Genomic DNA, 14,097 nt, shown 5'->3' with positions numbered 1-14,097 from the left:
CCGATGGAACACGACCACTCCGCGCCCACCGGTTCGTCCACTGTGGACGTCTTGGCGCTGGTGCTCCGGCTGGCCCTGCTGCTGTCCACGGCGTTCCTCGCCGGTGGCGGCCTGGTGCGGGGGCCGGTGCCGGCTCGCCGCACGCTGTACGTCCTCGGCGGGGTCTCGGCGCTGCTCGCCGTCGTGTCGGCCTTCGTCGCCGACGTCAACGTGGTCGCGCTGGCGATCCACGTCGTGCTCGCGGTGGCGGTGCCGGTCCTCCCGCGGGCCACCCGCTGGACGTCGGCCGCGCTGCTGGCGCTCGTCGTGCTGGAGACGTCGCTCGGCGGCACCGGCATCGAGTTCGCGATCGACACCGTGTTCGTCGCCGGGGCGGCCGTGTGGTTCGGCTTCGCGCTGCTCGGGCCGGTGACGACGGCGGCCGTCCGGCCCGGGCCCCTCGCGCTCACTCTCGGCGGCCTGCTGGTCCTAGCCGGCGCGGTCCGGTTCGGCCTGTCCGGCCTCGGCTTCGACCGGCGGCTCTACACGACGGTCTTCGGGCTCGCGGTGGTCGCTGTCGTGGTCGTCCCGCTGGTCGTCACCGGGCTCGCGGCGGTCCTGCGCGAGCGTGCTTACCGGTTCGGCGTGCTCGGTGTCGCGCTCGGGTTCGTCGCGTGGAGCGCGCTCGGCGCGATCCCCGCGCCGCCGCCGCTGCCCGTGCCGGGCGTGCCGCTGCTCGCCGACGAGGCCGGGTTCCCGGTGCTCGTCAGCCCGCAGCGGCCGGGCCGCAACGTCGTCCACTTCCCGGCGAGCGCGGGCGACGACCTCTCGGCGGGAGTCCGCGGCGGGCTGATCACGAAGGCCGTCGCGCGGCCCGGCGCCGAGGGCACGTGGGCCGATGTCGACTTACCGCCCGGCCGCAGCGACCTGGAGATCCGCCGCGGCGACGCGACGACGGTCGTCGAGGTCGACGCGGGGACCGCCCCCGGCCCGGCGATCGCCGAGGCGGACGCGCCGGAATGCGCGTCCGCGGCGCTCGGCGGCTTGGTCGCCGGCCGCGCCGACGTGCTGAGCGCGTGCCCGTCCGACGCGCTGACGCTGGACGACAGCGGCGCGCTGGTCAAGCTCGTCGAGTTCCTGGCCGGGCGGAAGCCGGCCGCGCTCACGCTCGTCGAAGACGACTCGCCGCGCGGGGTCGCGGCGGCGAAGCTGGTGCGCGAAACCGCGGCGCGGACCGGGCTGGCCGTGCGGCCGGACGCCGGGCCCGACACCGCGCTGGTCGTCGTCTCCGGCTGGGCGGCTGGCTACACCGCGATGACGCGGGCCGCCGAGCTGCAGCGCCTCGAACCCACCCACCAGTACGGGCTCTACCTGGCGCCGTGGCTGCTGAACGGGCCGATCGTCAACGCCGTCGCGAGCGCGTCGCTGCCGCTGCGGTTCGACCCGCGGGAGGCGACCGCGGTCGGGTACGCCGTGGCGGTCGGCGACCGCTTCGGCGGCGAAAGCCCGACGCTCGGCGGCTTCCGGACCTGGCTCGGCGCCGACCGGGCCGCGGGGGACGTGCAGATCTTCGCCGCCGCCCAGGTCAACGCCATGCCGATGTACCCCACCGAACCCCACGCCACCGGAATGGTGATGGACCGCGACTACGCGGGCCAGTGGGTGCCCGACGGAACCATCGTGCCGATCACGTCGGTTCTCCGCTGAAAACCCTTGAGAGGAAAGGAAAACGCATGAAGCGTCTTGCTGCCCGCGTGCTGCTGCCGCTGGCCGCGGCGACGGCGTTCACCGGCCTGGCCGCGGGGGTGGCGTCCGCCGACCCGACCGACGGTTCCGTCTGGCTCGTGCCCGGCGTCGACCTCGGCAGCGTGCTCGGGCCGGTCGGCCAGCCGGTCGGCCTGCTCGCGCCCGTCTTCGACCTGATCACCGCTGTTTCCTGAAAGGCAGACAACCCATGAAGAAGACCCTCGCTGTCGCGGTCCTCGCCGGTGCGGCCCTGTTCGGCGCGGCGACGCCGGCGCTGGCCGCCGACGGCCCCGGTGTCGTCGTGGTCGACGAGCCGGACACCAGTGGCCTGAACAACATCTGGACGTTCGCGCCGCTCGGCGTCCCGGTGCTCGGCCTGATCCAGTCGGTCAACGGCGTGCCGGGCAAGCTCCTGCCCTCCTTCTGACGGCGACGGCGGCCCCTCGCCCCCGAGGGGCCGCCTGCGTCAGCCGAGGGCCTTCTCGAACCAGTGCTCGGCGAACTTGTCGTCGTTGAACGGCTCGACCTCGGCGTACCCGAGCTTCGCGTACAGCGCGCGGGCTTCGACGAGGTCGTGGCGCGTGTCGAGCCGCATGAGCCGCGACCCGAGCCGCCGCGCCGCGTCCTCGGCGGCCGTCACCAGCGCGGGGGCGCCGCCGCTGCCGCGGTGGGCGTGCTTCACGAAGACCTTGGTCAGCTCGCTGATCCCCGGCGCGACGACCCGGGTGCCGGCGCAGCCCGCGACGACGCCGTCCCGCCGTCCGACGAGGAAGGCGCCGGTCGGGGCCATCAGGTCGGTGCCGGGCTCGTCGGCGACGCCCTGGTCGATCTCGGCTTCGGTGACCTGGCGTCCGTAGTAGCGCGAAGCGACTTCGTCCATGTACTCACGCATGATCGCGACGGCGTCCGGGTGGGCGACGTCGATCTGGGTGATCGTCCAGTTCACGTCCTCATCCTGGGCTCGCTGTCCAGCGAATTCGGCGGCCCCCGGGCACGATGGGCGCATGACGACTGTCACGAAGCGCCTGACGGTGGTGGCCGTCCTGCTGATCACGGTGGGCGCGATCCTGCTGTCGGTGGGCGCGATCGGGTTCCAGGCGTCCGAGCCGGCCGACGCCAACATCGGCGCGGGGTTCGCCCTGCTGGCCGGCCCTTACATCGTCGGGCTGGGGCTGGTGTTCGCGCTGTCGGCGGCCTTGACGCACCTCACGACGCGCCGCCGCTGACGGTTCACAGGGTCGCGGGCACTGCTGCCCGCCACCCATCGTGGCCGCTCGGCGACGGTGTGACGTACGGAACGCCGGATCCGATCCCACTGCGTCACCCGGTCGGGTAATGGGTAGGTTGCGGCCGCAAGGGGAAGCAGGGGAACAGCGCTAGGAGTGCGTGATGAGCAGCAGCGAAGGGGCCGGCCGGCCCGACGAAGAACCGAAGTCGACGGGCAGCCACGCGGCGCCGGAGGGGGCCGGGGTGCACCCGCTCATCGACCTCTCGCGCGACCCGAACCCGGGCAAGCCGGACCACGCGAAGCCCGACGAGGACTGAGTCGGGGGAGCCGGGCTCGCCCAGCCGGGCCCGGTCCAGGCCCACGGAGCGCGGCTGACGCGCCGGCGAGCCGGGCCTGCCGGGCCGGGCCTGCCAAGCCGGGGCAGCCGGGGCCGCTGAGGCGGGCCTGCCACGCCGGATGAGCTGGAGGGCTGCCCGGCAGGTCGCGCACGCCGGGATCCACCGTCGCGAACGACTCATCCGGGACCTCCGGCGCCGCGGACGAGTCGTTCGTGGCAGCCGGCCGGCCGCGGAACATTCCCGAGGCCGGCGGTGTTGCAATCGGTGCGGGGGAGTCCGTGCCGGGCGCACCCGGCGTCGGAAACCCGGGGGAACCGGCCCTGGCGGGCGGGGAAACCACGCCACCGCGACCGGACTCCGGAACATCCCCCGGCCGGGCGGTGCCGGGAGGTAGGCTGGAGGTTCGCCGACCTTCAGACCCCCCGCCGCGTTCCGTCCGGACCCGGGCGGGTATCTTTGGAGACCGTGCCCGGCAGGCGTCGGGCCGCTCCGCGTGCCGTGCGCATGGGCGGGGTGCTCAGGCACCCGGTCACCGGCTTCGGCAGGTCGGAGTTCCGACGGAAAATCCCTCCGGGAAGTTACCGGTCGAGAGACCGTGACGCGGGCCGACACGCCCGACCGCGGGGGCCGGTGAAGACACGAAGAAGCAGATCACGACAGGAAGCTGGTCCATTGCCCACGATCCAGCAGCTGGTCCGCAAGGGCCGCCAGGACAAGGCTGCCAAGCAGAAGACCGCGGCCCTCAAGGGGAGCCCGCAGCGGCGTGGCGTGTGCACTCGCGTGTACACCACGACCCCCAAGAAGCCGAACTCGGCGCTGCGCAAGGTCGCGCGTGTGAAGCTGACCAGCGGCATCGAGGTCACCGCCTACATCCCCGGTGAGGGCCACAACCTGCAGGAGCACTCGATGGTGCTCGTGCGCGGTGGTCGTGTGAAGGACCTTCCGGGTGTCCGTTACAAGATCATCCGCGGTTCGCTCGACACGCAGGGTGTCAAGAACCGCAAGCAGGCGCGCAGCCGGTACGGCGCGAAGAAGGAGAAGAGCTAATGCCCCGCAAGGGTCCGGCCCCGAAGCGGCCGCTGATCTCCGACCCCGTCTACGCCTCCCCGCTGGTCACCCAGCTGGTGAACAAGGTGCTGAAGGACGGGAAGCGGTCCCTGGCCGAGCGCATCGTGTACGGCGCGCTCGAAGGCGCTCGCGAGAAGACGGGCACCGACCCGGTCGTCACGCTGAAGCGCGCTCTCGACAACGTGAAGCCCACCATCGAGGTGAAGAGCCGCCGCGTCGGTGGCGCCACCTACCAGGTGCCGATCGAGGTCAAGCCGGGTCGCTCGACGACCCTGGCGCTGCGCTGGCTGGTCTCCTTCTCGCAGGCCCGCCGCGAGAAGACGATGATCGAGCGCCTGCAGAACGAGCTCCTGGACGCGTCGAACGGCCTCGGGGCCTCCGTGAAGCGTCGCGAGGACACGCACAAGATGGCCGAGTCCAACCGGGCCTTCGCGCACTACCGCTGGTGATGACCGCCCGGCTGTCGACCAAGCCATGCCGGGCCCCAAGCTTGAGAACAGGGGAACACTCTCGTGGCACGTGAAGTGCTGACCGACCTGAACAAGGTCCGCAACATCGGCATCATGGCCCACATCGACGCCGGCAAGACGACCACCACCGAGCGGATCCTGTTCTACACCGGGGTCAACTACAAGATCGGTGAAGTCCACGACGGCGCCGCCACCATGGACTGGATGGAGGAGGAGCAGAAGCGGGGTATCACCATCACCTCGGCTGCGACCACCACCTTCTGGGACGACCACCAGATCAACATCATCGACACCCCCGGGCACGTCGACTTCACCGTCGAGGTGGAGCGGAACCTGCGGGTGCTCGACGGTGCGGTCGCCGTCTTCGACGGCAAGGAAGGCGTCGAGCCGCAGTCCGAGCAGGTCTGGCGGCAGGCGGACAAGTACGACGTCCCGCGCATCTGCTTCGTCAACAAGATGGACAAGCTGGGCGCGGACTTCTACTACACCGTGAAGACCATCGTCGAGCGCCTCGGCGTCCGGCCGCTGGTCATCCAGCTCCCGATCGGCGCCGAGAACGACTTCGAAGGCGTCGTCGACCTGGTCCGCATGAAGGCGCTGACCTGGCGCGGCGAGGTCCAGAAGGGCGAGGACTACTCCGTCGAGGAGATCCCGGCCGAGCTGGCCGAGAAGGCTGCGGAGTACCGCGAGAAGCTCGTCGAGACCGTCGCCGAGGCGGACGACGCGCTGATGGAGAAGTTCCTCGAGGGTGAGGAGCTGACGGAGGCCGAGATCAAGTCCGGCATCCGCAAGCTCACCATCACGCGGGACGTCTTCCCGGTGCTGGCCGGTTCCGCGTTCAAGAACAAGGGCGTCCAGCCCATGCTCGACGCGGTCATCGACTACCTGCCGTCGCCGCTGGACATGCCGCCGGTCGAGGGCACGCTGACCGACGGGGAGACCCCGGCCACGCGCACCGCTTCGGTCGACGAGCCGTTCTCCGCGCTCGCGTTCAAGATCGCCGCGCACCCGTTCTTCGGCAAGCTGACCTACATCCGGGTGTACTCGGGCAAGGTCGCCGCCGGGGCGCAGGTCATCAACGCGACCAAGGAGCGCAAGGAGCGCATCGGGAAGATCTTCCAGATGCACTCCAACAAGGAGAACCCGGTCGACGACGCCCAGGTCGGCCACATCTACGCGGTCATCGGGCTGAAGGACACCACCACGGGTGACACCCTGGCGGACCCGCAGAACCCGATCGTGCTGGAGTCGATGACGTTCCCCGAGCCGGTCATCCGGGTCGCGATCGAGCCGAAGACGAAGGCCGACCAGGAGAAGCTGTCCCTGGCGATCCAGAAGCTGGCCGAAGAGGACCCGACGTTCCAGGTCAAGCTGGACGAGGACACCGGCCAGACGATCATCGCGGGCATGGGCGAGCTGCACCTCGAGGTGCTGGTGAACCGGATGAAGTCCGACTACAAGGTCGAGGCGAACATCGGCAAGCCGCAGGTCGCCTACCGCGAGACGATCAAGAAGACGGTGGACAAGCTCGACTACGTCCACAAGAAGCAGACCGGTGGTTCCGGCCAGTTCGCGAAGGTCATCGTGAAGCTGGAGCCGCTCGAGCGCACCGACGGCGCGCTCTACGAGTTCGACAACAAGGTGACCGGTGGTCGCGTGCCGCGGGAGTACATCCCGTCGGTCGACGCGGGCGCGCAGGACGCGATGCAGTACGGCGTCCTGGCCGGCTACCCGCTCGTCGGGTTGAAGTTCACCCTGTTGGACGGTGCTTACCACGAGGTCGACTCTTCGGAGATGGCGTTCAAGATCGCCGGTTCCATGGCGATGAAGGAAGCCGCGAAGAAGGCCGGCCCGGTGATCCTGGAGCCGATGATGGCGGTCGAGGTGACCACGCCCGAGGACTACATGGGTGACGTCATCGGTGACCTCAACTCCCGCCGTGGTCAGATCCAGGCCATGGAGGAGCGGTCGGGTACCCGCGTCGTGAAGGCGCTGGTCCCGCTGTCGGAGATGTTCGGCTACGTCGGTGACCTCCGGTCCCGCACGCAAGGCCGGGCGAACTACTCCATGGTGTTCGACTCCTACGCCGAGGTTCCCGCGAACGTCGCGAAGGAAATCATCGCGAAGGCGACGGGGGAGTAAAACCCCTCACCGCGCGCGGGCATTAAGGGACTCTCCTGAACGTCCGCTAGCACCGACGAAGGAACATTCGGAGGGCAGCAGCCACGCTGCCCTCCGAGCACAAAGCGAAACCAGTCCAGGAGGACATTCCAGTGGCGAAGGCGAAGTTCGAGCGGAGCAAGCCGCACGTCAACATCGGGACCATCGGTCACGTCGACCACGGCAAGACCACGCTGACCGCGGCGATCACCAAGGTTCTGCACGACAAGTACCCCGAGCTCAACGAGTCGCGTGCGTTCGACCAGATCGACAACGCGCCCGAAGAGCGCCAGCGCGGTATCACGATCAACATCTCGCACGTCGAGTACCAGACCGAGAAGCGTCACTACGCGCACGTCGACGCCCCCGGTCACGCGGACTACATCAAGAACATGATCACCGGTGCCGCCCAGATGGACGGCGCGATCCTGGTCGTGGCCGCGACCGACGGCCCGATGCCGCAGACCCGTGAGCACGTGCTGCTCGCCCGCCAGGTCGGCGTGCCCTACATCGTGGTCGCGCTGAACAAGGCCGACATGGTCGACGACGAGGAGATCCTCGAGCTCGTCGAGCTGGAGGTCCGCGAGCTGCTGTCTTCGCAGGAGTTCCCGGGCGACGACGCTCCGGTCGTGCGCGTCTCGGGCCTCAAGGCCCTCGAGGGCGACGAGAAGTGGGGCGAAGCCGTTCTCGAGCTGATGACCGCCGTCGACGACAACGTGCCGGACCCGGTGCGTGAGCTCGACAAGCCGTTCCTCATGCCGATCGAGGACGTCTTCACCATCACCGGTCGCGGCACCGTCGTCACCGGCCGCGTCGAGCGTGGCGTGGTCAACGTGAACGAAGAGGTCGAGATCGTCGGCATCAAGGAGAAGTCGCAGAAGACGACTGTCACCGGTGTCGAGATGTTCCGCAAGCTGCTCGACTCGGGCCAGGCGGGCGACAACGTCGGCCTCCTGCTCCGCGGCATCAAGCGCGAGGACGTCGAGCGCGGCCAGGTCGTCGTGAAGCCGGGTACCACCACCCCGCACACCGACTTCGAGGGCCGGGTCTACATCCTGTCGAAGGACGAGGGTGGCCGTCACACCCCGTTCTTCAACAACTACCGCCCGCAGTTCTACTTCCGCACCACCGACGTGACCGGCGTCGTGACCCTCCCCGAGGGCACCGAGATGGTCATGCCGGGCGACAACACCGACATCTCGGTGCAGCTGATCCAGCCGGTCGCCATGGACGAGAACCTGCGCTTCGCGATCCGCGAGGGCGGCCGCACCGTCGGTGCGGGTCAGGTCACCAAGATCATCAAGTGATTCGGCGCCCCGCCCGGGGGTAATACACCCCCGGGTCAGGGGCGTCAAATCACGTGTGCGACACTATTCAGGTTGCTCGTCCTGGGGCGGCCGATCCTTGCGAGGGTCCGGCCGCCTCGGTGCGAGTGGCCACGGTCCGCCGAGCTCTTCCTTCGGGTTGCAGGCGAGCGGGCAAAGGCAGTGAGACGGTCAGCCGGCTCATAGCCTCCTCACGTTGAGGAAGACCAGGCAAGACGACGATCCCGCGGGATCCGTCTGTGCGTCGGGCGCGACACGCCCGACCGCGTGGACCGGGGACAGGGCCGTTGAACTGCGGAAACCCAGGCTCAGGGTGGGAACACCCGGCGGGGTTTGTGAGATAGCGGCACGAGACGACAAGGAACGAGCAGCCACCATGGCGGGACAGAAGATCCGCATCCGGCTCAAGGCCTACGACCACGAGGCGATCGACACCTCGGCGCGCAAGATCGTGGAGACGGTCACGCGCACCGGCGCCCGGGTCGTCGGGCCGGTGCCGCTGCCCACCGAGAAGAACGTTTACTGCGTCATCCGCTCGCCGCACAAGTACAAGGACTCGCGCGAGCACTTCGAGATGCGCACGCACAAGCGTCTGATCGACATCCTCGACCCGACGCCGAAGACGGTCGACGCGCTCATGCGCATCGACCTGCCGGCGAGCGTCGACGTCAACATCCAGTAAGCGTTGGGCGAGCGGCGGAGATAAGAGACTCATGTCTGACAGGCAGATGAAGGGCATCCTGGGCACCAAGCTCGGCATGACCCAGGTCTTCGACGAGCAGAACCGGGTTGTCCCGGTCACCGTCGTGAAGGCCGGTCCGAACGTGGTCACCCAGGTTCGGACCCAGGAGAAGGACGGCTACAAGGCCGTGCAGCTGGCGTTCGGCGCGGTCGACCCGCGCAAGGTGAACAAGCCGCGCACCGGCCACTACGACAAGGCGGGCGTGACCCCGCGGCGCTTCCTCGCGGAGCTGCGTACCACTGACGCCGAGACCTACGAGGTCGGCCAGGAGATCACCGCCGAGGTGTTCGCCGCCGGCGTCGAGGTCGACGTGACCGGTACCAGCAAGGGCAAGGGCTACGCCGGTGTCATGAAGCGCCACGGCTTCAAGGGCCAAGGCGCGAGCCACGGTGCCCAGGCCGTGCACCGCAAGCCGGGTTCGATCGGTGGCTGCGCCACCCCCGGCCGCGTCTTCAAGGGCCTGCGCATGGCGGGCCGGATGGGCAACGACCGGGTCACCACGCAGAACCTGACCGTGCACGCCGTGCGTGCCGAGGACGGCCTGCTGCTGATCAAGGGCGCCGTGCCCGGTCCCAAGGGCGGCCTGCTGTTCGTGCGCAGCGCCGCGAAGGGTGGTAACTCCGAATGACAAGCGTCGAGCTGAAGACCCCGGCCGGTAAAGCCGACGGCACCGTGGACCTCCCCGAGGAGATCTTCGACGTGCAGGCCAATGTCGCGCTGATGCACCAGGTGGTGGTGGCCCAGCAGGCCGCCGCGCGCCAGGGCACGCACGACACGAAGACCCGTGGTGAGGTCTCCGGTGGCGGCAAGAAGCCGTACCGGCAGAAGGGCACCGGCCGTGCCCGCCAGGGTTCGACCCGCGCGCCGCAGTTCGTCGGCGGTGGCGTCGTCCACGGCCCCACGCCGCGTGACTACTCGCAGCGCACCCCGAAGAAGATGAAGGCCGCCGCCCTGCGTGGCGCCCTCTCCGACCGGGCGCGCGCCGGCCAGCTGCACGTCGTCACCGAGCTGGTGACCGGTGAGAAGCCGTCGACCAAGGCCGCCAAGACCGCCCTCGCCGCCGTCACGGCCGCGAAGCGCGTGCTCGTGGTGCTGGACCGGGCCGACGAGCTGAGCTGGGTTTCCCTGCGGAACCTGCCCGAGGTGCACATCCTCTGGGCGGACCAGCTCAACACCTACGACGTTCTGGTCAACGACGACGTCGTGTTCACCAAGGCCGCGTACGACGCGTTCGTCGCCGGCCCCGTCCGCGGTAAGACCGTCAAGGCTTCCGCGCGGTCGGGCGAGGTCACGGAAGGGAGTGACGAGAAGTGAGTTCGGTCGCCATTCCGGACCCCCGCGACATCCTGCTCGCGCCGGTCATCTCCGAGAAGTCCTACGGGCTGCTCGAGGACCACAAGTACACGTTCATCGTCCGCCCGGACGCCAACAAGACCCAGATCAAGATCGCGGTCGAGAAGGTGTTCGGCGTCAAGGTGGTCAGCGTCAACACGGCCAACCGCCAGGGCAAGCGGAAGCGGACTCGCGCGGGCTTCGGCAAGCGCAAGGACACCAAGCGCGCCATCGTGACTCTTTCGCCCGAAAGCAAGGCGATCGAGATCTTCGGCGGACCCACCGCGTAAAGGACTGAGCTGACAATGGGCATCCGCAAGTACAAGCCGACGACCCCGGGTCGTCGCGGTTCGAGCGTCTCGGACTTCGCCGAGATCACCCGCTCCACCCCGGAGAAGTCGCTGCTTCGTCCGCTGAGCGGTTCGGGCGGTCGCAACTCGTCCGGCAAGATCACCACCCGGCACAAGGGTGGCGGCCACAAGCGCGCTTACCGCGTCATCGACTTCCGTCGCAATGACAAGGACGGCATCCCCGCCAAGGTCGCGCACATCGAGTACGACCCCAACCGGTCCGCTCGCATCGCGCTGCTGCACTACGCCGACGGCGAGAAGCGCTACATCATCGCGCCGGAGAAGCTGAAGCAGGGCGACACCGTCGAGAACGGCCCCCGGGCCGACATCAAGCCGGGCAACAACCTGCCGCTGCGCAACATCCCGGTCGGCACCGTGATCCACGCGATCGAGCTCCGCCCCGGCGGCGGCGCGAAGATGGCGCGGTCCGCGGGCGCGAAGGTGCAGCTCGTCGCCAAGGACGGTCCGTACGCCCAGCTGCGTCTCCCCTCGGGTGAGATCCGCAACGTGGACGTGCGCAACCGCGCCACGGTCGGCGAGGTCGGCAACTCCGAGCACGCCAACATCAACTGGGGCAAGGCCGGCCGCAACCGCTGGCGCGGCAAGCGCCCCACGGTCCGTGGTGTCGTCATGAACCCGGTCGACCACCCGCACGGTGGTGGCGAGGGCAAGACGTCCGGTGGTCGTCACCCCGTCAACCCGAACGGCAAGCCCGAGGGTCGTACGCGCCGGCGCAAGCCGAGCGACGCCCTCATCGTCCGCCGCCGGCGTACCGGCAAGAACAAGCGCTGAGCAGGGAGGTAGAACAACATGCCACGTAGCCTCAAGAAGGGCCCGTTCGTGGACGACCACCTGCTCAAGAAGGTGGACGCGCTGAACGAATCGGGTAAGAAGACGGTCATCAAGACCTGGTCGCGACGCTCGACGATCATCCCGGACTTCCTGGGACACACGATCGCCGTGCACGACGGCCGCAAGCACGTCCCGGTGTTCGTCACCGAGGCCATGGTGGGTCACAAGCTGGGCGAGTTCGCCCCGACGCGGACCTTCAAGGGTCACATCAAGGACGACCGCAAGTCGCGCCGCCGCTGAGCGGGCACGAAACCAGACAGGAAGTAGCGATGAACGCCCAGAACGACGTGACGACCGAGGCTGAACTGCCTACGGCGTACGCGCGGGCTCGCTTCGTCCGGGACTCGCCGACCAAGGTGCGCCGGGTGATCGAGCTCATCAAGGGACGTAGCGCCGCCGACGCCTTGGCCGTGCTCCGGTTCGCCCCGCAGGCGGCCAGCGAGCCGGTCGCGAAGGTGCTCGCCAGCGCCGTGGCCAACGCCGAGAACAACCTTCAGCTGGACCCGGAGACGCTCTGGGTCAAGAACGCGTACGCCGACGAGGGCCCCACCCTCAAGCGGATCCGCCCGCGGGCCCAGGGCCGTGCGTACCGGATCCGCAAGCGGACCAGCCACATCACCGTCGAGGTGGAGTCGCGTCCGGCCGTCGCGCAGAAGGCTCAGAGCAAGAAGAAGGCAGGTGGCCGGTAGTGGGCCAGAAGATCAACCCGCACGGTTTCCGCCTGGGTATCACCACGGACTGGAAGTCGCGCTGGTACGCCGACAAGCAGTACGCCGAGTACGTGGCCGAGGACGTCAAGATCCGCAAGCTCCTCGCCACCGGCATGGAGCGCGCGGGCATCTCCAAGGTCGAGATCGAGCGCACCCGTGACCGGGTTCGCGTCGACATCCACACCGCCCGGCCGGGCATCGTCATCGGCCGCCGCGGCGCGGAGGCCGACCGGATCCGCGGCGCGCTGGAGAAGCTGACCAAGAAGCAGGTCCAGCTGAACATCCTCGAGGTCAAGAACCCCGAGGCCGACGCCCAGCTGGTCGCCCAGGCGGTCGCGGAGCAGCTTTCCAACCGCGTGGCGTTCCGCCGCGCGATGCGGAAGGCGATCCAGACCTCCATGCGCTCGCCGCAGGTCAAGGGCATCCGCGTGCAGTGCGGCGGTCGTCTCGGCGGTGCCGAGATGTCCCGCTCCGAGCACTACCGCGATGGCCGCGTCCCGCTGCACACGCTGCGCGCCGACATCGACTACGGCTTCTTCGAGGCCAAGACGACGTTCGGTCGCATCGGCGTCAAGGTGTGGATCTACAAGGGTGAGCTCGTCGGTGGCCTGAAGGCTCGCGAAGCCCGTGACGCCGCCGAGCGCGCGCCGCGCGGTGGTCGCGACCGCGACCGCAGCGACCGGCCGTCCCGCCCGCGTCGTTCCGGCGCCTCGGGCACGACCGCCACCTCGACCGAAGCCGGTCGCGCCGCCGCTGCGGCCACGACCGAGGCCCCGGCGGCTCCGGCCACCGAGACCGCAGAAAAGACGGAGGGCTGAGACGTGCTCATCCCGCGCAGGGTCAAGCACCGGAAGCAGCACTCCCCGAAGCGCCACGGCGCCGCCAAGGGTGGCACGAAGGTCAGCTTCGGCGAGTACGGCATCCAGGCGCTTGAGCACAGCTACGTGACGAACCGGCAGATCGAGTCCGCTCGTATCGCCATGACCCGTCACATCAAGCGTGGCGGCAAGGTGTGGACGACCATCTACCCGGACCGCCCGCTGACGAAGAAGCCGGCGGAAACCCGCATGGGTTCCGGTAAGGGTTCGCCCGAGTGGTGGATCGCGAACGTGAAGCCGGGCCGCGTGATGTTCGAGATCTCGTTCCCGAACGAGGAGACCGCCCGTGAGGCGCTCCGCCGCGCGATCCACAAGCTGCCCATGAAGTGCCGCATCGTGACCCGTGAAGGTGGTGAGTTCTGATGGCGAACGCTGGTGCTCTGGCATCGGAGCTGCGTGAGCTCACCGCGGAAGAGCTCGTCCTGCGTCTGAAGGAATACAAGGAGGAGCTCTTCAACCTCCGCTTCCAGATGGCGACCGGACAGCTCGACAACAACCGCCGTCTGCGCACGGTCCGCACGGACATCGCGCGGATCTACACGGTCATGCGCGAGCGCGAACTCGGCCTGTCCGTTGCCCCCGACGCCGAGAGTGAAGGTGCCGCATGAGCGAGCCCACCACCGAGACGCCGGCCCGGAACGACCGCAAGGTCCGCGAGGGCTACGTCGTCTCGGACAAGATGAACAAGACGATCGTGGTCGAGCTCGAGGACCGCAAGAAGCACCCCCGTTACTCGAAGGTCGTCCGCAGCACCACCAAGGTCAAGGTGCACGACGAGAACAACGAGGCGGGCGTGGGCGACCGGGTCACCCTGATGGAGACCCGCCCGCTGTCGGCATCGAAGCGGTGGCGCCTGGTGCAGATCGTGGAGAAGGCCAAGTAAGCAGGGCTCTTCGGAGTCTTTAGTTCCGCAAGGCTC

General features: G+C 69.0%; 21 protein-coding genes. 20 read left to right on the top strand and 1 reads right to left on the bottom strand.

Features of this window, described 5'->3' with window-relative positions; translation table 11 throughout:
• The first annotated feature begins 3 nt into the window (after nt 1-3).
• Genes ACZ7OH_RS10285 through ACZ7OH_RS10275 form a run of 3 tightly spaced genes read left to right on the top strand, consistent with a single transcriptional unit; the run spans nt 4 to nt 2,152 of the window.
• Complete coding sequence (locus ACZ7OH_RS10285; RefSeq protein WP_470280538.1) at nt 4-1,686, top strand: hypothetical protein; 1,683 nt, start codon at nt 4-6, stop codon at nt 1,684-1,686.
• A gap of 26 nt (nt 1,687-1,712) precedes the next feature.
• Nucleotides 1,713-1,919, top strand: coding sequence for a hypothetical protein (locus ACZ7OH_RS10280; RefSeq protein ID WP_470280537.1), 207 nt, complete (start codon nt 1,713-1,715; stop codon nt 1,917-1,919).
• Nucleotides 1,920-1,933: 14 nt separating this feature from the next.
• The gene (locus ACZ7OH_RS10275; protein WP_400900746.1) at nt 1,934-2,152 is read left to right on the top strand and encodes a hypothetical protein; all 219 of its coding nucleotides are present in this window, start codon (nt 1,934-1,936) and stop codon (nt 2,150-2,152) included.
• A 39-nt stretch (nt 2,153-2,191) separates the two neighbouring features.
• Here ACZ7OH_RS10275 and ACZ7OH_RS10270 read toward each other — a convergent pair whose 3' ends face one another.
• On the bottom strand, nt 2,192-2,671 hold the full coding sequence (locus tag ACZ7OH_RS10270) for a GNAT family N-acetyltransferase (RefSeq protein WP_470280536.1): 480 nt from the start codon (nt 2,669-2,671) through the stop codon (nt 2,192-2,194).
• 58 nt (nt 2,672-2,729) lie between these two features.
• Here ACZ7OH_RS10270 and ACZ7OH_RS10265 point away from each other — a divergent pair, with 58 nt between their 5' ends.
• The 17 genes from ACZ7OH_RS10265 (at nt 2,730) to rpsQ (ending at nt 14,061) form a co-directional block, all read left to right on the top strand.
• The gene (locus ACZ7OH_RS10265; RefSeq protein ID WP_470280535.1) at nt 2,730-2,951 is read left to right on the top strand and encodes a hypothetical protein; all 222 of its coding nucleotides are present in this window, start codon (nt 2,730-2,732) and stop codon (nt 2,949-2,951) included.
• Between the two features lie 163 nt (nt 2,952-3,114).
• On the top strand, nt 3,115-3,270 hold the full coding sequence (locus ACZ7OH_RS10260) for a hypothetical protein (RefSeq protein ID WP_086675507.1): 156 nt from the start codon (nt 3,115-3,117) through the stop codon (nt 3,268-3,270).
• 693 nt (nt 3,271-3,963) lie between these two features.
• The gene (gene rpsL, locus ACZ7OH_RS10255; RefSeq protein ID WP_003102113.1) at nt 3,964-4,338 is read left to right on the top strand and encodes a 30S ribosomal protein S12; all 375 of its coding nucleotides are present in this window, start codon (nt 3,964-3,966) and stop codon (nt 4,336-4,338) included.
• Nucleotides 4,338-4,808 (top strand): 30S ribosomal protein S7, encoded by a 471-nt coding sequence (gene rpsG / locus ACZ7OH_RS10250; RefSeq protein ID WP_003102106.1) that lies wholly within the window; start codon nt 4,338-4,340, stop codon nt 4,806-4,808. Before rpsL ends, rpsG begins: the two co-directional genes overlap by 1 nt.
• A 63-nt stretch (nt 4,809-4,871) precedes the next feature.
• A complete protein-coding gene (gene fusA / locus ACZ7OH_RS10245; protein ID WP_470280534.1) occupies nt 4,872-6,971 on the top strand; it encodes an elongation factor G in 2,100 nt (699 codons plus the stop codon).
• A gap of 131 nt (nt 6,972-7,102) precedes the next feature.
• A complete protein-coding gene (gene tuf, locus ACZ7OH_RS10240) occupies nt 7,103-8,296 on the top strand; it encodes an elongation factor Tu (RefSeq protein ID WP_470280533.1) in 1,194 nt (397 codons plus the stop codon).
• Between the two features lie 394 nt (nt 8,297-8,690).
• Entirely contained in the window at nt 8,691-8,996 is a 306-nt protein-coding gene (gene rpsJ, locus ACZ7OH_RS10235) for a 30S ribosomal protein S10 (RefSeq protein WP_003102098.1), read from the top strand.
• Nucleotides 8,997-9,027: 31 nt separating this feature from the next.
• Complete coding sequence (gene rplC, locus ACZ7OH_RS10230) at nt 9,028-9,684, top strand: 50S ribosomal protein L3 (protein ID WP_086675504.1); 657 nt, start codon at nt 9,028-9,030, stop codon at nt 9,682-9,684.
• Entirely contained in the window at nt 9,681-10,370 is a 690-nt protein-coding gene (gene rplD / locus ACZ7OH_RS10225; RefSeq protein WP_086675503.1) for a 50S ribosomal protein L4, read from the top strand. Before rplC ends, rplD begins: the two co-directional genes overlap by 4 nt.
• Nucleotides 10,367-10,678: a 50S ribosomal protein L23 gene (gene rplW / locus ACZ7OH_RS10220; RefSeq protein ID WP_003102087.1), complete on the top strand. Its 312-nt coding sequence runs from the start codon at nt 10,367-10,369 to the stop codon at nt 10,676-10,678. The genes rplD and rplW overlap by 4 nt, the downstream gene beginning before the upstream one ends.
• A gap of 15 nt (nt 10,679-10,693) precedes the next feature.
• Complete coding sequence (rplB, locus tag ACZ7OH_RS10215; RefSeq protein ID WP_086675502.1) at nt 10,694-11,530, top strand: 50S ribosomal protein L2; 837 nt, start codon at nt 10,694-10,696, stop codon at nt 11,528-11,530.
• An 18-nt stretch (nt 11,531-11,548) separates the two neighbouring features.
• Nucleotides 11,549-11,830, top strand: coding sequence for a 30S ribosomal protein S19 (gene rpsS / locus ACZ7OH_RS10210; RefSeq protein WP_003102083.1), 282 nt, complete (start codon nt 11,549-11,551; stop codon nt 11,828-11,830).
• A 29-nt stretch (nt 11,831-11,859) separates the two neighbouring features.
• On the top strand, nt 11,860-12,279 hold the full coding sequence (gene rplV, locus ACZ7OH_RS10205; RefSeq protein ID WP_086675501.1) for a 50S ribosomal protein L22: 420 nt from the start codon (nt 11,860-11,862) through the stop codon (nt 12,277-12,279).
• Nucleotides 12,279-13,118 carry a 30S ribosomal protein S3 gene (rpsC, locus tag ACZ7OH_RS10200; protein ID WP_013222607.1) on the top strand — a complete coding sequence of 280 codons (840 nt, stop codon included), beginning with the start codon at nt 12,279-12,281 and terminating at the stop codon, nt 13,116-13,118. The genes rplV and rpsC overlap by 1 nt, the downstream gene beginning before the upstream one ends.
• Before the next feature lie 3 nt (nt 13,119-13,121).
• On the top strand, nt 13,122-13,541 hold the full coding sequence (gene rplP, locus ACZ7OH_RS10195) for a 50S ribosomal protein L16 (protein ID WP_004558864.1): 420 nt from the start codon (nt 13,122-13,124) through the stop codon (nt 13,539-13,541).
• Nucleotides 13,541-13,786 carry a 50S ribosomal protein L29 gene (gene rpmC, locus ACZ7OH_RS10190; RefSeq protein ID WP_086675500.1) on the top strand — a complete coding sequence of 82 codons (246 nt, stop codon included), beginning with the start codon at nt 13,541-13,543 and terminating at the stop codon, nt 13,784-13,786. The genes rplP and rpmC overlap by 1 nt, the downstream gene beginning before the upstream one ends.
• A complete protein-coding gene (gene rpsQ / locus ACZ7OH_RS10185; RefSeq protein WP_372671242.1) occupies nt 13,783-14,061 on the top strand; it encodes a 30S ribosomal protein S17 in 279 nt (92 codons plus the stop codon). Before rpmC ends, rpsQ begins: the two co-directional genes overlap by 4 nt.
• Nucleotides 14,062-14,097: the final 36 nt, after the last annotated feature.

The organism is Amycolatopsis sp. NPDC114478, assembly GCF_055633805.1.
The sequence above is the reverse complement of the archived record's forward strand: the minus strand, read 5'-3'. Positions and strand labels throughout refer to the sequence as shown.